Genomic DNA, 19,413 nt, shown 5'->3' with positions numbered 1-19,413 from the left:
CGCATGACCTGGGTGCCGCTTACTGCCCGTCGCCGTGCTGCGGCGGCGGCCACCCGTCAACCGTTGCTCAGACGGGAAGTTCGGTGATGCTGAGGGCGAAGTCCAAGTTCCCCACCCCGTGGTTGGCGAGGCCCACCGTGACCACGCCCGCTCCTTCCAGCCAATGCGCCATTTTCAGGCCGCCGACGTCTAGCGGGCGCAGTCCGAGGCTCTCGATGAACGCCTCCACACTTGCCTTGGCCTGCGCATTGTCGCCAGCGATGAAGACGTCGGGCCGACCCTTCTCCAGGACATGGCGGAAGATGGTGTTGAACGCCTTCACCACGCTGGCGCTGGCCGGGGCCGCCTTGGCGACTTCCTGCGCGATCGAGGTCTCCTCGCGGTGGGCTAGCCCGTCGAACGTGGAATTGAAGGGATTGCTGATGTCGACGATGACCTTGCCCGCGAGAGCGTTTCCGTACTGGGCGACGACCGGCAGGACACCGTCGTACAACAGGGCCACGATGACGATGTCCCCGGCCGGGGCGGTGCCCCATTCTCCCGTCGTGGCGCCGCCGCCGAGAGCCTTGGCCAGGTCAGCGGCCTTGGACTGATCCCGGCCCATGACCTCGACGGTGTTGCCGCCCGCTACCGCCCGCGCGCCGATGGTGCGGGCCATGTTGCCGGTGCCGATGATGCTGATGTTGCTCATGAGCTGTCCTGCCCTGATTGTGGGTTGTTCGGTTTAGATGGCGGTAGTGCCGCCGTCGGCGACGAGTTCCATGCCGTTGACGTAGCTGGAGTCGTCGGAGGCGAGGAAGAGGGCGGCGGCAGCAATCTCGTCGGGGCGGCCCATCTGGCCGCGAGGGATGAGCGACTCGAACTGCCGCTTGGTGGCCTCGTCGAAGAGTTCTTCCTGCTTGGCGGTGGCGACCTGCCCAGGGGGTCAGGACGTTGACCCGGATGCGGCGGTCCTTGAGCTCGTTGAGCCAGATGCGGGCCCATGCCTGCTGGACGGCCTTGCTGCCGGCGTAGACGCTCCACCCGGGGAAGGCGCCGAGGGAGGCGTTGGAGCCGGTCATGAGGATGGAGCCGCCGTCGTTGAAGAGCGGGAGGGCCTTCTGGACGGTGAACAGGGTGCCGCGGGCGTTGAGCCCGAACCAGGTGTCGAAGTGGGCTTCGGTGATCTCGCCGAGCGGGGCGGGCTCGCCCCCTCCGGCGCTGGCCCACAGCACGTCGAGGCTTCCCTTCTCCCGCTTGACGGTGTCGTACAGGCGGTCCAGGTCGTCCAGGTTGGCGGCGTCGCCCTGGACGCCGGTGACGTTGCGGCCGATCTGCTTCACGGCCTCGTCCAGGGCGTCCTGGCGGCGGCCGGTGATGAAGACGTGCGCTCCCTCATCGACGAACAGCTTCGCGCCGGCCAGCGCCATGCCGGTGGTGCCGCCGGTGATGACCGCGACCTTGCCGTCAAGCTTTCCCATAGTCGTTCCCTTGGGTCGGTGGTGCCGTGGGCACCTGGGGTGACGGTGTTAGGTACACCGGTCTGTGTGCTTAAAGGTACGGGGCGGGTGGCCGGGAACGCAAACTATGTACACCGATCGTTACCCAACGGGTATGATGGACCCATGACGGAGCTGGAGAAGATGGAGTTGGAGAAGGGCCCCACGGGCCGCCGCCGCGGCCGGGGCGCCCGCGAGCGCATCCTCAGCGCATCCCAGCAGCTGTTCCGCGAGCAGGGCATCAACCGCACCGGCATGGACCAGCTTTGCGCGGCGGCCCAGGTGTCCAAGCGCACGGCCTACCAGCACTTCACCGGCAAGGACGAACTCGTCGCCGAGTACCTGCGCCGGTTCGACCCCTCCGTTCTGTCCGGCGTGTTCGACCGCACCGACCTCACGCCCCGCGAACGGCTCCTCGCCGCCTTCGACATCCCCCCCACCACCCCCCTGTGCCCCTACATCGGCGCCGCCGTCGAACTCCACGACCCCCAGCACCCCGCATCCCAGTACGCACGCGACTACAAGAAAGCCGTCGCCGCGCGGCTCGCCGACACCGCCCGCGAAGCCGGCGCCGCCGACCCTGAACAGCTCGGCGAGCAGCTCGCGCTGCTCATCGACGGCGCCGCGGCCCGCACCCGGGTCCTCAACGCCGACGCCTTCCCCACCGCCGCCGCCATCGCCGCCGTCCTCATCGACAACGCCATCCCCGCCACAGCCAGCGATGACCGGCGACGGGAGGAAGTGTCAAGTTAACTTGGCACTCCGCGGCCGCTGGACGCGCTGCCGATCGTCCGGCTGCACCCACTGGTACGCGACACCAGCCGCCCGGCACCTGGCCCGGGCTGGCTTGTCACTCACTCACTCACTCACTCGTCGTCGGCGGAGCCCGGGTGGCGCAGCGGGCGCAGGCCGCCGGGCAGGTCGGGAGGCTGGAAGGAGTACCGGCCCAGCATGTTGATGTGGTGCCGCACGAACGGGGAGAGGCGAGCGACGTCCTCGTCGCGGACGTCGAAGCCGTCCGCCCGCAGTTGGTTCACCGCGGCATCCATGTACCGCGTGTTGAACAGCACGAGGGCGTTGAGGACCCCCAGACTTGCGCCAGCGGAATCGACGCCTGGCAATGGATCAGTTTGGCGTTCGCGGCCCGCCACGTCGCCGGCCGGAGGTAGGTCTGGTCGACGTGGGACAGGCGGCCGTACTTCAGGGCGTCCGCGGCCCCGATCACGGGGGTGTAGCCGACGTTGCAGCTGTGCGCGACCAGGAGCGCGGCGATCGTCACGTGCAGGTCCTTCAGCCTCGCCTCGCCGCCGGTGACCGAGGTGAACGCCTGGTCAGCACCGGTCCACGAGAACACCTCCAGCAGCGCCTCCGGCAGGTCGACCGGGGCAGCATCGCCTCCACCGCCTCGCGGCTGGCGTAGGGAGGCGGGTTCCGGCTCCGGCTCCAGGGCGGCGAAGTGCAGGCGGCCGTCGTCGAACACGATCTGGGAGTTCGCCGGCATCCGCGCGGCGACCTCGCGGTAGGTGCCGTCCAGCAACGCGGCCCGTGCCGCCAGGTGCTCCCCAGCCTCGGCGGGCAGGTTCAGCGAGGCGAGCACAGTCGGCTTGGCTTGCTCTCAAGCGTCCCCGCCCAGCAGCTTCGCCCTCGGGTCGCCCCACTTGGAGGAGTTCTTGCGAACACCTGCTTGCTTCGCAGCATCCCGTGCACCTGCTCCAGCACGCAGAACGCGTACGCCTTCCAGTCGACCGTGGCCGGCTCCAGGTGCGGCGCGGACAGCACCAGGCGCCGCCACGACCCGGTGAGCAGGCCGGTGTCGATCTCGGCGGGGCCGACCTTCTTGGTCCCATCAGGTCCGGCAGCGACTTCACCTCGGGCGGGCTGATCTCCCCGGTGTCGGTGTCGACCTGCTCGCTGGTGGTGTCGAACACGATCTGGAACGCGGCGGCCAGCTTCGCCGACGCCAGCTCCACTCGCGGCAGAGTCTTCAGCTTCTCCTTCGCCGTCTCCAGCTCCGCCCTGGCCAGCAGGTTCGTCGCGATCAGCACCTCCAGCAGGTCCAGGGCGTCATCGACCCCCCGGGACGTCAGGTAGACCGCAGTGGCCAGCAGCGTGGCCAGGCGCCAGGAATCCCCGTTCCGCTTGAGCAGCGACGCCTTGCCGTCGATCCCGTACCGCGACAGCTCCGCCAGCGCCGCGGCGGTATCCCGGACACGTCCACCTCGCCCACCCCCAGACCGGAGGCCGGCGCGAGCGCGGGATCGGCTCGGTGTGTCGCCTTGGCCACCGCCTCGTACAGGCACCGCTCGGCCGTCGTCCGGGCCTCGGACACCTGCTGGGCCTGCACGCTCAACCGGGGCAGCAGCACCCGGTCCCGGGCAGCCACGTCACCGCGTGGTTGAACAGCGCCACCGGCCCCATCGGCGTGCGTCCACGCCCGCCCCGTACAGGAGCCGCGGGACTCCCGGCCCCACCTCGGGTCCTTGAAGTCCCGCTGATTGAACCGCTTCTGATCTCCGCCGCGTGCTCGTACACCGTCGACCGGCGCTCCGGGTACCGCTTCACGCACGAGGCGCCGGCAACGCCGAGTTGTTCGACGGGCTTTCTGCGCTCACTGGTAGCTTCTAGTCAAGCTGAAGTTGGTGGCCTCCTAGAGGCCGAACCACCTCCCAGTGAGGTAGCTGGTTACGAGGCCACGTAGGAAGAAAGTTCACGGCTAGGCCCTGCCAGACGGAGAACTGAAACGCCAACTGGGCCCTGAGGACACATCGACAGGTCGAACGTGGGGTTCGTTTGGTCGCCTCGGTGAGATGCTGGCACGAGTGGTGTGGACGTAGCCGGCGGTGGCAGCGAGCAGGAAGCCGCCCCAGAGTAGGAAGACCGGGTAGGTTCCGGAGAACGCCCAGTTACCTTCGAGGGCCTGGGTGCCCCCGTCAGGGGCGCACGTGCGCGTGAAGCCGAAGGCCAGACAGCCGGACATCATCGCCCCGTACTGGCCGACGAGTATGCCTACCACGGCAGGAGGGACGACGGGAAGCAAGCGTGGAACCCGCCGCCCGCCCGCGAATGGTATCCAGGACGGCACGATCTGGCCCCACGGCCAGATCAACCCCAGGGTGAGCAGGCCCCCCGCCGCCGGTCCGGCTACGAGCAGCCCCCAGAAGGCCACCGATGCGCCGGAACTGGCGTCCTTGATCGCTTCGGTTTCCGCGACGCCGAACGGTACCCCCAGCCCCCACAGCATGTGGGGGACTGAGAACCCGAGCAGCGGTACGGCCGCCGCCGCCCAGGTCACTGCCTTGACCCACGGCGCGGGGCGCAACGTCCCGTCGGGGCGGGCGTCGGGTGGACGGTTGGAGGTTCGCAGACCGTAGTATCCGGTGGCGAGGGCAACCATCAGTCCCAGCGCAGCGAGGAGGACCTGCCGGACCAGCGATGGGTCGTCGAACTTGCCGAATACGAGACGCATCACCAGGTTGCCGGGAGCGACCAGGATGAGTGCCGCAGCCCCCGCCCATCCTGCTGCCAGCAGTACTGGACGTACACGTGATTCCATACCCGCCATGATCGCGTGGCCCCCTCTTGATGAGCCTCCCTCTCAAGGGTGAAGGCACTCCCTCCGTGGGGGACAGGGCGAAGTTCGTTACCTCGACGTCGACTGCGAGGTCGCGAAGCTGATCGGCCCGGGCCGAGGCTCGCTGGGGGGAGCTCGAGATGCAGGTGCGGATCCTGCGGCTGGGCATCCGGTGAGCCGAGCATGTCCGCACGCGCTGGTGGTTTAGAAGCCTCTCGCCATCCACTCGCACCACCCCACCCAGGCGCCGGCGAGGGCCCCGGCGCGCACTCCCATGCTGGCTGGGCCGGTGGTCGTGCGCCGAATGCGACCGGACCGCAGCCGATCGAGCAGACGGCGCCCGCGTCGACGAGCTGCAGCATCGGCTTCACTATGGGGTCCGCCTGGCTGCGGCTCACGGCTCGACCGCGAGCTTGCGCGTCCACAACGCCTACCTGACGTGAGATCGAGTACCTGGACACGCCACAGACAACCGCTGATCGCGCTCTCCGCGCTCTCCGCGCTCTCCGCGCCGCTGAACGAGCAAGGAATCCCGGTAGAGGCTGGGTAGTAGGGGCTTCTTAGCTGAGAGCCATGACGGGGGTAGCTCGGGCTCGACGTCGGGGGTGGTCGAGCGCATCATGGTGGTGGTGCGCCTGGCGCCCGCAAGTGGTCTGCCAGGCGCACCGCCAACCTCGTGGTCCCTGATCGCCGTGTTCAACTACCTCACGCTTGAGCCGACGATCGCCGCTCACCGCACGCACAACGCTGACCCCCAACAGCACGATTCCCGCGCATGGGGTGTCGCCTCAGTCTGCCGCGACATGGGAGGCCAGCGGCCGTGACGGGCGACCTTGACCTAGTGGAGCAACTGCTCGACGAGAACCTCGCACCGGCGGACCTCCGCGAGGGCAAACTGTCGCTCGGACAGCTGTCGTTCTCCTACCCGGACGCCGACGCCGAGCGTCGCGCCGGCCGACCGCTGACTGACTCCGAGTGGGCACGCGTCCGCCGGGAGCGCCTCAAGGGCTTCGGGATCCAGCTCACGATGCGCGGCGTGACCTTCACCCAACAACCCATCGACCTCGACAAGGGCAACTTCGAGTTCGCCATGCAGGGCTGGAGTGGCTGAAGAAGACACAGCAGCTGGTACAGAGCTACCGCGACCGAGACGGATGGATCCCCTTGTCGTCACTCACCATCGGCCAGCGGGCTGAGCTCAACGCCGACGTTCAGCAAACCGTCGAGCTGCTGTCCCACGTCGCCGTCATCACCGAACCCCGGAACGGCACCCGATGACCGGGCCTCGGACGCCAGCACCAAGCGACCGGGTCAGCCGGCGGGGCTTCATCGGTGCCGCCGTCGCAGGGTCGGCAGGCGCGGTTGCCGCAGTCACGGCCCTCACCACCAACCCCGCGGCCGCCGACGGCGGCGTGCCTGTGACCCCGCCGGCGGCGTACCCCTTCCAGGGCAAGCACCAGTCCGGCATCCTGGAGCTTGCGCAGCGTGCGTCGGCGTTCGTGGCGTTCACGGTGACCTCGCCCGATCGCGCGCGACTGCAGCAGATGCTGAAGACCCTCACCTCGACGATCCGCCACCTCATGACCGGACGTGGGGTGCCCTACGACGGCATGGTGTCCACCTCCTACGAGAACGGTGTGCTCGGACCGGACATAGCCCCGGACGGGCTCACCGTGACGGTGAGCGTCGGATCCAGCCTTTTCGACGACCGCTTCGGGCTCAAGTCAGCCAAGCCCGTAACGAGCCCGCATGGGCGCACATCCGATTCGCGAACCCGCATGACGGGACCGTCGACGACCAGAGGATGCTGCGGCGCTCGTTCAACTACAGCGCCGGGACCGACCCCAACGGCCAGCTCGACATGGGGCTGATCTTCGCCTGCTTCAACCAGGACCTGGACCGGCAATTCGTGACGGTCCAGAAGCGCCTCATCGACGAGCCGCTCATCGACTACATCTCACCGTTCGGCGGCGGCTACTTCTTCGCCCTGCCAGGCGCACGCGACGATAACGACTGGCTCGGACGAGACATGTTGAGCTCGCACCGATAACGGTATTTGCCGACTCCCCGCCTAGGCACGAAGGATCCATCGTCTCCATGCGCTAGGGGAGGTTGGCATCGAGGCGCGGCGGTGGCTACTGAGGCGAACCCCAGTAGGAGTCGCTGGGTTCTGTGCGTGGTCCTGCAGGATCGTCGGCGTCGCTATCGTCCGCGGACCGCACCCGCCCCACGCAGTCCAGCTCGGTGATCCGGACCCTGGACGGCGACCTCCCTTGAGCGCTGCGGACAAGTCACTCACCTCGTAGCGCCCGCGCACCTCGTCGTCGCCTGAAGTGGCTGATCCGGCACGGCCGGTTTCAGGACCAGGCGATCTCCCCGTAGCGGGCGACGAAGCGTCCGGTGCTGGCGCCGGGCGCCTCGGTGGCGAGGGCGACGATCGCGTCCGTACCCTCGGTGACGGTTTGGTGGCCGGTGTAACCGTTGAGGTCGGTCGCGGTGTAGCCGGGATCGGCGGCGTTGACGCGGATGTCCTTGAGCCCCTTGGCGTACTGCGTGGTCAACATCGTCAGCGCCGCCTTCGAGGAGGCGTATAGCGGTGCGACGCCCTGCGACTCGGGCCGGGCGGGGTCGTGGGTGAGGGCGAGGGAGCCCATGCCGCTGCTGACGTTGACGATCAGGGGGTCGTCCGAGCGGCGCAGCAACGGCAAGAATGCGGTGGTGGTGCGGACGACGCCGATGACGTTGACGTCTAGGACGGCGCGGGCGTCGTCGGCGGTGAGGTCGCTGGGATCGCCGACGGGGCCGTGCACACCAGCGTTGTTGATCAGGACGTCGATCCTGCCCTCGTGCTCGGCGACGTTCGCGGCCGCGGCGGCAACGGACGCGTCGTCGGTCACGTCGATGGGGACATAGCGCGCGCCGAGCGCGGCGGCGGCCTCCTCGCCCTGCTCGCGGTCGCGGGCTCCGACGAGCACGGTGTGGCCACACTCGATCAGGCGGCGGGCGGTCTCGCGGCCGAGACCCTTGTTGGCTCCGGTGATGAAGGTGATTCTCATGCCTTCGATACTGGTCTCGACGAGGGAGGCGGACCAGGAACGCTTCGACGGTAGGAAGACCAGTACCACCCTCGCGCCCACACGCACGACCGGGGATGCAGGAGGATCGAGATCATGTCGACGACACCCGGAACCGGACTGGGCGCGATGATCCGCACGTGGCGGGACCGGCTGCCCCCGTCGGCCGCCGGGCTGCCGGCGGCCCGCGGGCGCCGGGCGGCCGGGCTGCGGCGCGAGGAACTGGCTGACTTGGCCGGGGTATCGGTCGACTACATCGTGCGCCTGGAACAGGGGCGGGCCACGACACCCTCAGCGTCGGTGGTGGCGTCCCTGGCGCGCGCCCTGCAGCTCTCCACCGCCGAGCGGGACCACCTGTACCGGCTGGCCCAGCTCGTACCGCCGGTGGACGGTGCGATCTCTGACCATCTCCCGCTCGGCATGCAGCGGGTGCTCGCCCGCCTCGGGGACGTGGCAGTCGCCGTGTTCGCGGCGGACTGGCAACTGGTGTGGTGGAATCGTGGGTGGGCCGCCCTGCTGGGCGACCCGTCCACCTCGCCGTCGCGGCTGCGAAACTTCGCCCGCGACAGGTTCCCTGTGGACGCCGGCCCCGCCCACCTCGCGCTGTGGCCGGTGACCGAGGCCGACCGCGACGCCACCGACGCCGCCGTCGTCTCCGACCTGCGACGCGCCACCGGCCGCTTCCCCCAGGACAGCCGCTTGGCCACGCTGATCCGCGATCTGAACGCGGGCAGCAGGAGGTTCGCTGAGCTATGGGCGACCGGAGAGGTGGCCGCGCACCGCGAGGACCACAAAACGATCGACCACCCGTCGGTAGGCCCGATCACGGTGGACTGCGACATCCTGACCGACGGCGACTCCGAGCTCAAGATCGTCATCATGACAGCCGTGCCCGGCAGTGAGGACGAGACCAAGCTCGCGCTCACCGCCATCGCCGGCCCACCGGCCACCACGCACAACTGATCCGACCTATGCGTCGATCGAACAATGTGTCGGTGCTGCTGGGCACCGGTACCGGGAGCTTCGGCGCGGCCACCAACTTCGCGGTGGGCGTCAGTCCGTTCGCCGTCACTATGGGTACCTTCGAACGGGCGAATGACGATGACTGGCGCACCCTCGACTTCGACGGTGCCCGGGTCAACCCCTGAATCTTCGGTGCGGCGGCCCTCGTTCCCGGAGTTCGCGACCAGAGCGGATTGGACGCCTTCCTCGGCGGCTAGGCACTCACCCGGACGGACCGGCGCGCGCTCATCGACGCGGTGACCCGTACCGGCCAGGACATCCTGTCCAGTGAGGTCGCCGACGGCAGCACCAATCCTCGCGTCGAGGTCCGGATCACGAACTCCGAGGACGACCGCGATAGCTTCGGCCAACTCGGTGGCAGCCGCGTCATCGTCGGTGGCACGATCGAGGAGGCGGATTTTCCCCGTCATCGGCATCTCCCAGGCGATCGACCCGGGCAACTTCAGTCGCACCGACACCGTGGCTGAACAGGGCAGTGGTGGCTTGGCTGCTGGAGTGGGGCGATGCGGCGTCCCTACCGAGGGACTGTCCTTCCAGTCTGGAGCGCGTGACGGATGTGCTGTCACGTTGTGCGAGGACCTCGGGCGGGGCGGCCGCATCGCTGGTCTCGTCAACGGTGCTGTGTTATTTCGTCAAAGCATCACCTCTTCGTCAGTCCGCGGACGGGGGCCGGTCAGTACGCCGGAGGCCCTCGCTGCCTTCCTTGCTGGGTGACGCTCGCGGGTCCGGTCGTCTCGCTCTGCGGCGGGCGTCGTGGCTCGCCGTGGAGACGGTAGTGGGGTTCCCGGGGTGGCAGGCGTCGAGCGCCGACCCGACGTGGTGGTGGGGGTGGAGGGGTGTCGTCACAGCAGGCGGCGACAACCTCGTCGAAGTGTGCCCGCAGCAAGGCCGTGTCTTCGCAGATGATGTCCCAGAACGCTGCGGTGTCCTCGACGAGGGTCGTGTGTGCTCCCGTCATCGACCATCACCGGCCTCGTCCGGGCGTGCCGGTGGGTGCGGGCACCCACCGGCACGCTGTCTCAGGCGTTGATCTGCTTCTTTTCGGTGTCGCTGGTGCCGATGGCGATCTTGCGCGGCTTGGCTCGCTCGGCGACGGGGATCCTCAGGGTGAGAACACCCGAGTCGTACTGCGCCTCGATGCGCTCGCTGTCGAGGGTGTCACCGAGGAACAGTTGGCGAGAGAAGACGCCGAGTGGGCGTTCGGCCACCTGCATCTCGACGTGCTCGCCGCCTTCGCGGGGGCGTCGCTCGGCTTTCACGGTGAGGACGTTTTGATCGACGTCCAGTTCGATCGCCTCAGGGCTGACGCCTGGCAGGTCGAACTCGACCATGAACTGGTCGCCGACGCGGTAGGCGTCCATCGGCATCGGGTTGGGCCGGGACCAGGTGCCGGGGCTCGTGCCACCGAAGACCTGCTGCGCTAAACGGTCCAATTCTCGGAACGGGTCAGTGCGCATCAACATCGTCATGAACCTCCTTGCTAAGACGTGGCCGGGACGTCAATGCACGCTCTCGTTGTAGCATGTCATCGAACCGATGACAACAGGGTTAGTCAACGAATCAATGACGGGGCGCGCTGGATGGCGACACCCGTCCCGAAGGTCTCGGAGGTCCGATTTGGAGACAAGTGCGGCCGTGGTCGCCCGCCTGGCAGACCTGATCACCCGACTGGAGCCCAGTCACGGTGGAAAACAGGGCGGTGGGGAGGAGCCGGGTGAGAGGGAACTGCTCGACGCCCTGGCTGCTCTTCGGCGCCTCCGCGACGACCTGAGCAGGTGGGAGCCGGTCCTGATCCGGGCGGCACGGGAGGGAGGAGTGACCTGGACTGACATCGCACAAGTGCTGGGTCTGGCCAGCCGGCAGGCTGCCGAACGTCGCTACCTTCGGATCAATCCGCATGCCAGCGAGGATCCCGACACCACGCGCGAGCAGCGCGTCCAGGCGGCCCGGGACAGGCGTTCCGCTGACCGGGCGGTCGCCATGTGGGCCCGAGACAACGCCGCCGGCCTGCGTCGCCTCGCTGGCCAGGTCAGCCCACTCCTGGCGCAGGACCCGCTGCAGCGGGAGCGCCTCGACGCGCTGGATGCCGCCCTTGGTGACGACGATGCCGCGGCGCTGATCGCCCCCCTGGCGGCGGCTGAGCCGTCCCTGCGTGCAGATCATCCCGACCTCGCCGAGGAGATCACCGCCATCGGCCAGAAGGCAACCGGGGTCCGCAGTGCCGACGAACGCCGCCGGAATTCCGGGCGCGAACAAGTGACATGAAGCGGGCCGAGGGAGCAAGACCCTCGGCCGCTTTCTCATCACCGCTCTCTCTGTCCCACAGCGCGCGAAGCGCTCTCGGTCAACCGCCGGACTGCCGGCCCGCCAACGGCTGGTCGGTCGGCACGAGCGGCACGTCGGTGTCCGTCTGGTAGCCCGGTGGGCAGACGACCGCGTTGAGCGCCTGGCTGTTCGGCACGGCCACCGGGCCGGTGTCGGACTGCATACGGACGTAGACGAGCCCGATGTCGAGTACCCGGCCGGTGACGGGACCACGAGCTGCCCCGAGCACAGTTGCACCATCTCCCCGATCGAGAAGGGCCGTACGAGCAGGAGAAGGATGCCGGCGAAACGTTCGCTAGCGTCTGTGGCGGCGACACCGACGACCACGCCGGTGACGGCGCCTCCGAGAACGACGTCGCCGATCGGGACCGCCGGCCGCCTGTCCCTGACGATGTCGCTCGCTACCATGAGCAGGGCTTTCTCGCGTTGCCGTCGCTGATCTCTGCCGAGGAGGTCGCACGCATGCGTGCGATCTAGGATCGGCTCCTCGCCGCTAACGCTGATTCTCGCGCAGCGGATTCAACCCCAGCTTGATCACTCGTATTCGTAGCGGAGGTGTCGTCCGCCCCACCAGGGGACTTCGGTGGTGGGGAGGTCGGCGTGGCGGAGGACGGGTGAGTAGGCGCGTCGGTCGAGGCGGACGATGGTTTCGTTATCGCGGTTTTCGATTGTGCCGCCGGTGGAGAGGAATCGGCGTTGCAGGGTGTCGGGTGTGGCGGTGGCGTAGCCGGGGAGGCGTCGGCGGAGCGCGGCGCAGATGGTGTGGGCGAGTACGGAGAGCACGACGTCGAGGTCGATGTTGAGGGGGACCGCGCCGGCGAGGGCGTCCAGGCCGAAGGAGCGGATGGCTTCGGCGAGGCGTTGTTCGATGTTCATCCGCCTGGCGTAGGCCTCGATCACGTGTTTGGTCGGGGTGGTGCGATTGTTGGTGATCAGGATGGTGGGTTCGTCGTGCCCGAGTCCGGTGATGGCGAGTTGGCGTAGCGTGCTGGGGTAGGCCGAGAGTGTGGCGGCGGGGTCTTCGATCACGCGGACACGGCGGGTTTTCCCGCCCGCTCGGGCGATGGTGAGTGGTGTCCAGTCCTTGGCGGGCAAGGCATGTAGGTGTTCGGTGAGTTTCGGGGTGCGGGCGCGCAGGGTGATGAAGGCGATGCCGCGGGCGTCGAGGTCGGCGAGCTGGGCCTGGGTGGTGACCTTGGAATCGAAGATCAACAGTTTCGGGTCCGCTCCGGAGGTTGTGCGCCAGTGGTCGGCGAAGGCGAGGATTTCGTTGTTCTGGTTGGCTTTGGCGAGGTCGGCGTTGGCGTAGAGCAGGGTGTGGGTGGCCGCGTCTTCGGCGAAGAAGGTCAACACTGAGCGGGTGCGTTGCGAACGTCTGGGCACGTAGTGTTTTTCCAACGCGGGGTCGGCGCCCCAGTGCATGACGGCGTGGAAGTCGAGGTTGATCGCCTCGCCGTGCGCGAGCCCTGCGGCGAGGCTGGCTTTGTCCAGTGCGGCAAGGAATCGTTGTTGCCGGGTGTGGTCGAGCCGGTAGGAGTAGGTGGTCAGCGCGGTGGCCTTGGGCAGGCTGGTCAGCCCGGCGAACAACGCCGCACCGGGGTCGGTGGCGATGTCGTCGATGTGGGAGACGCGGCGGGTGGTGGTGAGTTTGATCGCCAGCAGCGACAGGATCGAGCTGATCGCCGGGATCACAGACGTGCCGGGATAGCCCGCGGCCCGCACCAGGCCGGGCAGGTCCAGTGCCACCAGATCGGGGATGGTCAGCAGTAGCCCGGCCATCCGGGTGTCGGCGTGGGCGGGCAGGACGGCGAAGTCGATCACCTTGGTGCGGGGCTGGGATTCGCGTCGGGGTAGGCCGCGCTCGGCGTGCGGACGGGGCCACAAGCGTGGGAACCCTTCCTCGGCCAGGACTTCGGCGACCCCGGTGCGGTTGAGCGGAGTGTCCTCCTCGGCGAGCGCGGCAGCGATCTCGTGGGCCGAGTGGCCCAACCGGCGCAGCTCGATGATCCTGGTGCGGGCCGCTTCCTTGGCCGGGGCCGTCTTCGGGCCCGGACGCGAGCTCTGGAAGAACTCGCAGCGTCCGGCCCGGAAGTCCCGCACCAGCGACTGCAGCGTCGTCAGGGTGTAGCCGAAGCGGGTCGCCGCCTCCGCCGCTGAGACTCCCTCGAACAGGTACGCGCGCAGTGCCTCGTAACGACGCTGGTTCGCCGCTGCTGGGGCGGCGAAGTACTCACTGCCCCGACGGGCCGCTTCGGGGGTGGATATCGCTGCTTGTTCCACGATTCAACTACAGCAAGCGACACGATCGCGGTCAACGTGACACGCCGATCACTGGCGGCGACAGAGCGCAACGGCAGCCATCGCTGCGTCTCTCCCGCCGTCCGTACTCCAAGTGAGATCGTGCTCGCTCATCACATCCGGGTCGGACGACAATCCGAAATCCGCCACAACAGGCAGTCAGATCGACCCTGACCGATCACCCGCTTTGGGCGCAACGACCATCACAATCACATGCCCATAGGCGAAAGCAGCCCGGAGCCGCCCAACATCCTGGAGCCACCGACGCGCCACCGCTAGACACGAGAATCGGCGCTAAGCCTCGATTCGCGTGACGGCTGCTGCACTCGCGTGCTCAGCCTCTCGACTTCCTCGATCGATACGAGTGCTTCGCCCCGGGCGTCTCGGCGCCCGGGGGCCGAAACCACGAGCCCGGCCCTTGGGTCATTTCGCGGGGCTCAGGCGGTGGACGTCGCTACCGAACGTTCAGGAGTGTCAAGAGAGCGCGTCCGACCTCTACCGGGTCCACCGGGGAGGGCGGATCTGGACCACGGTTCCGTACGAGAACCCAGGACGTGGCCGCGACGGTTCGGCAGGTCTGGTCGTACGCCGCCTCAAGGAGCTCGCCGGTAAGGAGCTCCCCGGTAAGGAGCTCCAGGCTCACGGGAGCTCGAGGCTCGTGCAGACGCTGCACCAGGCAGGACTCGTGGACGTCTACAGGCTGCTCCAGTACCCCGTCGTCGTCGGGGCGGGAAAGCGCCTGTTCTCCGACGGATCGACGCCCGCCACGTTCGCAACCGACGAAGACAACTCGCGCGTACTGGCCGGCGGCGTCGTCTCGCTGCCCCTCACCCCCGCAAGCCACGGCTCGATCTCCGCGGGCGCGTACACCGTGGAGCCACCGTGGAGGAGGGCGCTCGGCGACCGTCCTCGACCGGTCGCCCGGACGGAAGCTACCTGCTTGACCGTCGGGTGACCTTGCATCCGGAGCGACTGCGATGTCGTGCGCTGAGACGAGATCGAGGACGAGTCGACCCACCAGACCGCCTGGGTAGCGCGGTGAAGCGCTTGCGGTACCGAATGCCGGGGATGCAGCGGCCGGTGGTAGCTCGAAACTTCGCAAAGGGACTAGACCGGCCGCTGTGGGCAGCGCTAGGCGCTGCGCCGGGGCGCCCACGAACTCGCCGGCACCTGTGCGCAGTTACGTTCGCACCGCTTCTGGATGGACCTGACCAGCCGACGCCATCCCGGTGGGAGCGACGACAGGTCGACCTCCTTCGGCGAACCCCCATGAACGATGTCGAACAGACAAGCCACGAGCGCGTGCCCGGGATCAACCCAGTGACGGTGATAACCGACCAGCTCGCACTCCTCGCCACAGAGCTGTTCGTTCCACGGGTCGTCTTATTGAGCTTCCACTCGCCCGGCTTGGGCTGGACGCGGTAGACCGTTCGATCGCTGGCCATGGTCAAGCTCCTTCTGTCATCTACGTCCCTTCTAGCCAGTTATGGTCGGGATACCTCCTGAACGGCGCTCCGGACATTTCGCCAGCCATTTTGGAGACGGTCCGATTTGGCGCCTGCTCGTCAAGCGGGATCAAGGACGCCTCTCGCCGACTTGCGCGGAAGCCGGACAGGACGAACGGGGCGCAAGCCTCACAGGTATTCACGGAACTGCTGCCGGACTGTGCACGAAACTTGGCTTCAGACGAGCGGCAAACGTTGCAGTCAAAACGCTCAACGCTGTACATCTGACCCTCCACACTAAGTGCAGGTACTCGCTTCCTTCATCGATCCTTACTAAGTAAGGCGAGCCAGATCCAGGATATTCCGTGTTCGCCAGCGGTCCAAGGGCCTATCATGATCCGCTGCGAGAAGCGACGCGTCGCGCCTCAAGATCGAGATCGAGGGGTCTCTCATATGGGGCGATGACCCCGACTCCGAGTGTGCGGGCGGCGTGCCGCCAAGGCCAACCCTGGTCGGTCACGATGTCGGTCTACATCCCGACCGCGCTGCGTGGGCCAGATCGCGTAGGGATAGCTGATGCGAGGCGGTGAAGACCTGGCGCCCCAGGCCTCGGCTCATTCCCGGCTCTACCATGCGTGAAGAAGGCTGCAAGGCTATGACGTAACCGTGGATGTGCGTGGGCCAGTCGCGCCCTCTTCACCGATCACGATCACCATGCAAGTCCTCAAATCTTCCGTTCCCGAAGGATCAGCCCAGGCACCGAAATCCTTGTTCCCGGCGGCCCCGCGGCTGCGATCAGGGCGGTCGCAACGACGACTGGCAGCGCACCAACCGTGTATGCGACACGATCGTCAGCGTGAGGAAGTAAAACGTCGCCCTGTGGGACCAGATCAAGGAGATGCCATATGACCCTCGCCGAGTTCCTACTCGCCCGGCTCGACGTGGCCGAGGAGAACGCCTTACGCGGCTGCCTCCACGCCGAAGCGCCTCCCGACTTCGATCCCGGATGGGACACCAGCACGGTGGCGGACCTGCCGCCGATCGTGGCCCACTTCGTGCTCGCCGACCTTCAGGCGAAGGGCCGGATCGTGATCCCTCAACTGGGCGACCAATGGGAACAGGTCGCCGCGCACGACCCGACCGCCCATCAGGCGGTTCTGGCCATCCTTGCCAGGCCATACGCCGACCACCCTGACTACCGTGACGAGTGGCGGCCATGAGCCATTGAGTCCGGGGCGGCGCGCGCGGTCGGGGCGCCGTAGAACGTCGTCGGCAGCGCGGCGACGCAGCGGCTCTCCATATCACCGCGCAGGCGCAGCAGGTCCGGGTCCCACCCCAGCGTCCGTCCGTGCCGGCGAAGTGCAGGTGTAAAGCGCGAGTTGCAGGTCCTCGCCGTAGGCGCCTGCGGCGACACGCGTCCGGACGCCCGTGTCGTGGTTGTCCGGGGCAGGTTCGGTGGCGTTGGTCGGCGCTGCGGATTCCAGTTGCCTTCTGCTCGATGGCGGCGATCTCGTCGGTGAGGCGGGATGGTCCCTACGCAGTGATGGTTCAGCCGCCCTCAGCGCTGCGATCAGGGCCGTGGCGTCGTCAACACCGAGCGCGGCGTGCAGGGCGTCGAGGCGGCCGCGCGCAGAGAGTTGTGGACTGTGCTGGAGGTCACGCCTGACCTGGTGTCGGGCACCGTCCTTGCATGGGGGTTGAGGCCGCCCGGACACGATCTGTGGTCGGAGATGATGCGGCAGCGGGCCCACCTCGGCACGGTGACGCACCTGACGTTGCAGGAGCTGCGTGGGCCTGCCGCTGGCGTGCAGCTGGCAGAGCCGGGATCGCTGATGTCAGTGTGCGAGAACCCACAGGTGCTCCAGGCGGCTGCCCGCGCAGGCGCGCCCAGCCCACTGCTGTGCACGTCGGGAAACCCCGCCAGCGTCGGCTGGCAAATAGTGCGGGAGCTGCTCGGGTCATCGGTTCGGCTCCGCTACCACGGCGACTTCGACTGGCCGGGGGTCACAATCGCGGGCCGACTGTACGCGAACGGGGTGGTCCCGTGGCGGATGCAGGCTGACGACTACTTCTCCGCCGTAGCAATGTTGCCAGCGGACAGCAGGCTCGGGCTGGAGGGAGTACCGGTCGCGACGCCGTGGGATCCGAGACTGGCTGCGGCGATGCACGAGCAACAGGTAGCAGTCCAGGAATCTCTTCTCGAGGTACTGCTTCCCGACCTCACACAAACACTGAGACTAAGTCCGATCGACCGTTGACCAACGCCGAGCGTGCGCCTGTCCGCCGTGACCACCCGGCCCCCGCCAGGGACGACTTCACGACGTCCCAGTAGTGGGGGCCGACGGCGGACCATCGGGTCAGGTCGCCGCAAGGCCCTTGAGGCTGCGCCGGAACGACGTTGGTGTGGCCCGGGTCAGGCGTTTGAAGGCGGTGGCGAAGTACTGGGCGCTGGAGAAGCTGAGGGAGTGGGCGATGTCGGTCACGGACAGGTCGGTGTCGGCGAGGAGGTCGCGCGCACGTGCGATCTTGGCGCGGAGGATGTACTCGCCCGGGGACTGGCCGATCTCCTGGCGGAACCGGGCGTGCAGGCGAGGCACCGAAAGCCCGGCGACGTGAGCCAGGGTGGTGACGTTGATCGGCTCGGTCAGGTGGTCGGCGATGAACTGCCTGCTCTGCCGGACCGGTTCGGATACCAGGCGTTCCTGTTCGGCGGTGGCGGCAGCGATGGTTGCGAGGAGGTACTGCGCCAGGAGCATGGCGGCCCGTAGCCGGTTGAGGGAACCCTGTGGTCGCAGGAGTAGCACGCTGATCGCGTCGTCGAGGAGTGTGCGCGCATCGGGGCAGGCGGTGAACTGCCGCGAAGGGATCTCCAACAACGCTTGCTTGACCTGCCGTCTCTGGGGCCGGTCAAGGTAGAGCAGTGGCGCGTCGTCCGGGGTGAGCTGAGCGATCAGCCAGTACAGCACGCCCTTGTCCTGGGGCTCCTCGGCGGTGTCGTGCTCCTCGTCCGGCAGTGCCACGAACTGTTCGCCGCCGGTGAGGTCGTACACGCGGCCGCCGAGGCGGTATCGCTGCCGTCCCCGGGCGAGGAAGCAGACCTCGACGCATCCGGGGTGTGAGTGCCGCTTCAGGCCGACGTGGGCGTAGGAGTGCCGGTAGCGGCCGAGGACGAGGATGCCCGGGACGCCGAGGTCGCGGAGTTCCAGTCGATCGGAGGATCCCACGTTCGATTTCCTCTCGCGTTCGATTGTGGACGCATCTGGCTTCCCTCGGCTCTAGCTTCGTCGCATGGCTTCTGTCAACAAGTCCACCGGCTCCGACGCGACGCACCCAAGCTCGCACGCCGCCAGTGGACTCACCGCAGACGATGTCGCCCGCTACCACGAGCAGGGCTTCCTCGCGTTGCCGTCCGTCATCTCTGCCGACGAGGTTGCGCGCATGCGCGGGATCTACGATCGGCTCTTTGCCGATCGGGCGGGGCGCGCCAACGGCGACCAGTTCGACCTTGCCGGGCCCGACGAAGAGGACAGCGAGGCCCGCCTACCCCAGATCCTGAAGCCGTCACGATATGCGCCGGAGATCCTTCAGGCCGAGACCATCGCACGTGTGGAGGCGCTGGTGCGTGCATTGCTGGGGCCCTCGGCCACGGTTGGCGGTGACCACGCGATCAACAAGCCGCCGCACCAGGGGGCGGAGACGCCGTGGCATCAGGACGAGGCGTACTGGGATCCGGCCTACACCTACTGCTCCCTGAGCATCTGGATTCCCCTGCAGGAGGCGACCGTGGAGAACGGGTGCATGCAGTTCATACCCGGCTCCCACCGCGGTGAGGTGCTGCCGCACCAACAGATCGGCAACGACCCGCGTGTGCACGGTCTCGAGGTGGTACCGGGAGTCGTGGACGTGTCGACCGCGGTGGCATGTCCCCTCCCGCCCGGCGGCGCCACGATCCACGACAGCAGGACTGTCCACTACACGGCAGCCAACAGGTCCGACGACTACCGGCGGGCCTACATCATCGGAGGCAGCGCAGCGCGTACGCCGGCAGCGAATCCGGCGGTGTACCCGTGGCGGGAAGGGCAGCAGACGACCCCACGAGCCCAGCGTGCACGGCACTCGAAGGAGTGATGGCGGGACCGCCTGAGTAGGTGCGACCTGAAGGGCCTGCGCTGAGGCAGTTGCGATGCGAGAACCACCGA

General features: G+C 67.8%; 22 protein-coding genes and 1 pseudogene. 13 read left to right on the top strand and 10 right to left on the bottom strand.

From position 1 onward, the window contains the following. Positions 1–67: 67 nt before the first annotated feature. Positions 68–658: an NADPH-dependent F420 reductase gene (locus tag HEB94_RS03680; RefSeq protein ID WP_238361407.1), complete on the bottom strand. Its 591-nt coding sequence runs from the start codon at positions 656–658 to the stop codon at positions 68–70. Then, positions 576–1,460: an SDR family NAD(P)-dependent oxidoreductase gene (locus HEB94_RS55060; RefSeq protein ID WP_475554055.1), complete on the bottom strand. Its 885-nt coding sequence runs from the start codon at positions 1,458–1,460 to the stop codon at positions 576–578. Before HEB94_RS55060 ends, HEB94_RS03680 begins: the two co-directional genes overlap by 83 nt. 144 nt (positions 1,461–1,604) lie before the next feature. On the opposite strand from HEB94_RS55060, the gene HEB94_RS03670 reads away from it, so the two are divergent. Continuing rightward, positions 1,605–2,231 (top strand): TetR/AcrR family transcriptional regulator, encoded by a 627-nt coding sequence (locus HEB94_RS03670; protein WP_202896097.1) that lies wholly within the window; start codon positions 1,605–1,607, stop codon positions 2,229–2,231. A 113-nt stretch (positions 2,232–2,344) separates the two neighbouring features. Here HEB94_RS03670 and HEB94_RS54300 read toward each other — a convergent pair. Together HEB94_RS54300 and HEB94_RS48945 are read right to left on the bottom strand one after the other, a co-directional pair. Then, positions 2,345–2,620: pseudogene (locus tag HEB94_RS54300) on the bottom strand (Tn3 family transposase); the annotation flags it as partial. Beyond that, on the bottom strand, positions 2,512–2,979 hold the full coding sequence (locus HEB94_RS48945) for a Tn3 family transposase (protein WP_238361933.1): 468 nt from the start codon (positions 2,977–2,979) through the stop codon (positions 2,512–2,514). The gene HEB94_RS48945 and the pseudogene HEB94_RS54300, both read right to left, overlap by 109 nt. A 200-nt stretch (positions 2,980–3,179) precedes the next feature. Here HEB94_RS48945 and HEB94_RS48940 point away from each other — a divergent pair, with 200 nt between their 5' ends. Further along, positions 3,180–3,569 carry a hypothetical protein gene (locus HEB94_RS48940; RefSeq protein WP_202896094.1) on the top strand — a complete coding sequence of 130 codons (390 nt, stop codon included), beginning with the start codon at positions 3,180–3,182 and terminating at the stop codon, positions 3,567–3,569. 622 nt (positions 3,570–4,191) lie between these two features. Here the strand turns inward: HEB94_RS48940 and HEB94_RS03660 are convergent. Further along, the gene (locus HEB94_RS03660) at positions 4,192–5,031 is read right to left on the bottom strand and encodes a hypothetical protein (protein ID WP_192748631.1); all 840 of its coding nucleotides are present in this window, start codon (positions 5,029–5,031) and stop codon (positions 4,192–4,194) included. An 838-nt stretch (positions 5,032–5,869) separates the two neighbouring features. Here HEB94_RS03660 and HEB94_RS03655 point away from each other — a divergent pair. From HEB94_RS03655 to HEB94_RS50120, 3 genes are all read left to right on the top strand, one after another. After that, entirely contained in the window at positions 5,870–6,160 is a 291-nt protein-coding gene (locus HEB94_RS03655) for a periplasmic substrate-binding domain-containing protein (protein ID WP_192748630.1), read from the top strand. Between the two features lie 163 nt (positions 6,161–6,323). Further along, positions 6,324–6,920 (top strand): Dyp-type peroxidase domain-containing protein, encoded by a 597-nt coding sequence (locus HEB94_RS54295; protein ID WP_420481514.1) that lies wholly within the window; start codon positions 6,324–6,326, stop codon positions 6,918–6,920. After that, a complete protein-coding gene (locus HEB94_RS50120) occupies positions 6,809–7,099 on the top strand; it encodes a Dyp-type peroxidase (protein ID WP_420481575.1) in 291 nt (96 codons plus the stop codon). The genes HEB94_RS54295 and HEB94_RS50120 overlap by 112 nt, the downstream gene beginning before the upstream one ends. Positions 7,100–7,406: 307 nt before the next feature. Here HEB94_RS50120 and HEB94_RS03645 read toward each other — a convergent pair whose 3' ends face one another. Next, entirely contained in the window at positions 7,407–8,105 is a 699-nt protein-coding gene (locus HEB94_RS03645; RefSeq protein ID WP_192748629.1) for an SDR family NAD(P)-dependent oxidoreductase, read from the bottom strand. A gap of 114 nt (positions 8,106–8,219) precedes the next feature. Here HEB94_RS03645 and HEB94_RS03640 point away from each other — a divergent pair, with 114 nt between their 5' ends. The 3 genes from HEB94_RS03640 (at position 8,220) to HEB94_RS03630 (ending at position 9,613) form a co-directional block, all read left to right on the top strand. Further along, a complete protein-coding gene (locus HEB94_RS03640; protein ID WP_192748628.1) occupies positions 8,220–9,086 on the top strand; it encodes a helix-turn-helix transcriptional regulator in 867 nt (288 codons plus the stop codon). A gap of 32 nt (positions 9,087–9,118) precedes the next feature. Next, on the top strand, positions 9,119–9,271 hold the full coding sequence (locus HEB94_RS03635; RefSeq protein ID WP_192757182.1) for a hypothetical protein: 153 nt from the start codon (positions 9,119–9,121) through the stop codon (positions 9,269–9,271). 111 nt (positions 9,272–9,382) lie between these two features. Beyond that, positions 9,383–9,613, top strand: a complete 231-nt coding sequence (locus HEB94_RS03630; RefSeq protein WP_192748627.1) for a hypothetical protein — start codon at positions 9,383–9,385, stop codon at positions 9,611–9,613. A 552-nt stretch (positions 9,614–10,165) separates the two neighbouring features. Here HEB94_RS03630 and HEB94_RS03625 read toward each other — a convergent pair. Beyond that, complete coding sequence (locus HEB94_RS03625) at positions 10,166–10,615, bottom strand: Hsp20/alpha crystallin family protein (RefSeq protein WP_420481513.1); 450 nt, start codon at positions 10,613–10,615, stop codon at positions 10,166–10,168. A gap of 148 nt (positions 10,616–10,763) precedes the next feature. Here HEB94_RS03625 and HEB94_RS03620 point away from each other — a divergent pair, with 148 nt between their 5' ends. Beyond that, positions 10,764–11,411 carry a hypothetical protein gene (locus HEB94_RS03620; RefSeq protein WP_238361406.1) on the top strand — a complete coding sequence of 216 codons (648 nt, stop codon included), beginning with the start codon at positions 10,764–10,766 and terminating at the stop codon, positions 11,409–11,411. 79 nt (positions 11,412–11,490) lie between these two features. On the opposite strand, the gene HEB94_RS03615 is transcribed toward HEB94_RS03620, so the two are convergent. Both HEB94_RS03615 and HEB94_RS03610 read right to left on the bottom strand, forming a co-directional pair. Continuing rightward, the gene (locus HEB94_RS03615; protein ID WP_192748625.1) at positions 11,491–11,700 is read right to left on the bottom strand and encodes a hypothetical protein; all 210 of its coding nucleotides are present in this window, start codon (positions 11,698–11,700) and stop codon (positions 11,491–11,493) included. Positions 11,701–12,005: 305 nt separating this feature from the next. Continuing rightward, positions 12,006–13,751 (bottom strand): helix-turn-helix domain-containing protein, encoded by a 1,746-nt coding sequence (locus HEB94_RS03610; protein ID WP_192748203.1) that lies wholly within the window; start codon positions 13,749–13,751, stop codon positions 12,006–12,008. Positions 13,752–14,079: 328 nt separating this feature from the next. On the opposite strand from HEB94_RS03610, the gene HEB94_RS03605 reads away from it, so the two are divergent. From HEB94_RS03605 to HEB94_RS03595, 3 genes are all read left to right on the top strand, one after another. Then, positions 14,080–14,724: a dihydrofolate reductase family protein gene (locus HEB94_RS03605; protein WP_337917452.1), complete on the top strand. Its 645-nt coding sequence runs from the start codon at positions 14,080–14,082 to the stop codon at positions 14,722–14,724. Positions 14,725–16,119: 1,395 nt separating this feature from the next. Then, entirely contained in the window at positions 16,120–16,434 is a 315-nt protein-coding gene (locus HEB94_RS03600) for a DUF6221 family protein (protein ID WP_192748624.1), read from the top strand. 384 nt (positions 16,435–16,818) lie between these two features. Next, positions 16,819–17,472, top strand: a complete 654-nt coding sequence (locus HEB94_RS03595) for a DUF2399 domain-containing protein (protein ID WP_192748623.1) — start codon at positions 16,819–16,821, stop codon at positions 17,470–17,472. Between the two features lie 99 nt (positions 17,473–17,571). On the opposite strand, the gene HEB94_RS03590 is transcribed toward HEB94_RS03595, so the two are convergent. Next, positions 17,572–18,438 (bottom strand): helix-turn-helix domain-containing protein, encoded by an 867-nt coding sequence (locus tag HEB94_RS03590; RefSeq protein WP_192748622.1) that lies wholly within the window; start codon positions 18,436–18,438, stop codon positions 17,572–17,574. A 64-nt stretch (positions 18,439–18,502) separates the two neighbouring features. Between HEB94_RS03590 and HEB94_RS03585 the strand changes: the two genes are divergently transcribed. Next, positions 18,503–19,342 (top strand): phytanoyl-CoA dioxygenase family protein, encoded by an 840-nt coding sequence (locus tag HEB94_RS03585; protein WP_192748621.1) that lies wholly within the window; start codon positions 18,503–18,505, stop codon positions 19,340–19,342. Positions 19,343–19,413: the final 71 nt, after the last annotated feature.

This window comes from Actinopolymorpha pittospori (assembly GCF_014873875.1).
Taxonomy (GTDB): Bacteria; Actinomycetota; Actinomycetes; order Propionibacteriales; family Actinopolymorphaceae; genus Actinopolymorpha; species Actinopolymorpha pittospori.
This window is presented reverse-complemented; position numbering and strand designations above follow the sequence as displayed.

Bases quoted from the DNA above. Each gene is read 5' to 3' on its own strand.
- HEB94_RS03625 (WP_420481513.1), bottom strand. From the start codon at position 10,615: ATGACGATGTTGATGCGCACTGACCCGTTCCGAGAATTGGACCGTTTA.
- HEB94_RS03680 (WP_238361407.1), bottom strand. From the start codon at position 658: ATGGCCCGCACCATCGGCGCGCGGGCGGTAGCGGGCGGCAACACCGTC.
- HEB94_RS03600 (WP_192748624.1), top strand. From the start codon at position 16,120: ATGACCCTCGCCGAGTTCCTACTCGCCCGGCTCGACGTGGCCGAGGAG.
- HEB94_RS03660 (WP_192748631.1), bottom strand. From the start codon at position 5,031: ATGGAATCACGTGTACGTCCAGTACTGCTGGCAGCAGGATGGGCGGGG.
- HEB94_RS03645 (WP_192748629.1), bottom strand. From the start codon at position 8,105: ATGAGAATCACCTTCATCACCGGAGCCAACAAGGGTCTCGGCCGCGAG.
- HEB94_RS03670 (WP_202896097.1), top strand. From the start codon at position 1,605: ATGACGGAGCTGGAGAAGATGGAGTTGGAGAAGGGCCCCACGGGCCGC.
- HEB94_RS54295 (WP_420481514.1), top strand. From the start codon at position 6,324: ATGACCGGGCCTCGGACGCCAGCACCAAGCGACCGGGTCAGCCGGCGG.
- HEB94_RS48945 (WP_238361933.1), bottom strand. From the start codon at position 2,979: ATGCCGGCGAACTCCCAGATCGTGTTCGACGACGGCCGCCTGCACTTC.
- HEB94_RS03640 (WP_192748628.1), top strand. From the start codon at position 8,220: ATGTCGACGACACCCGGAACCGGACTGGGCGCGATGATCCGCACGTGG.
- HEB94_RS03585 (WP_192748621.1), top strand. From the start codon at position 18,503: ATGGCTTCTGTCAACAAGTCCACCGGCTCCGACGCGACGCACCCAAGC.
- HEB94_RS55060 (WP_475554055.1), bottom strand. From the start codon at position 1,460: ATGGGAAAGCTTGACGGCAAGGTCGCGGTCATCACCGGCGGCACCACC.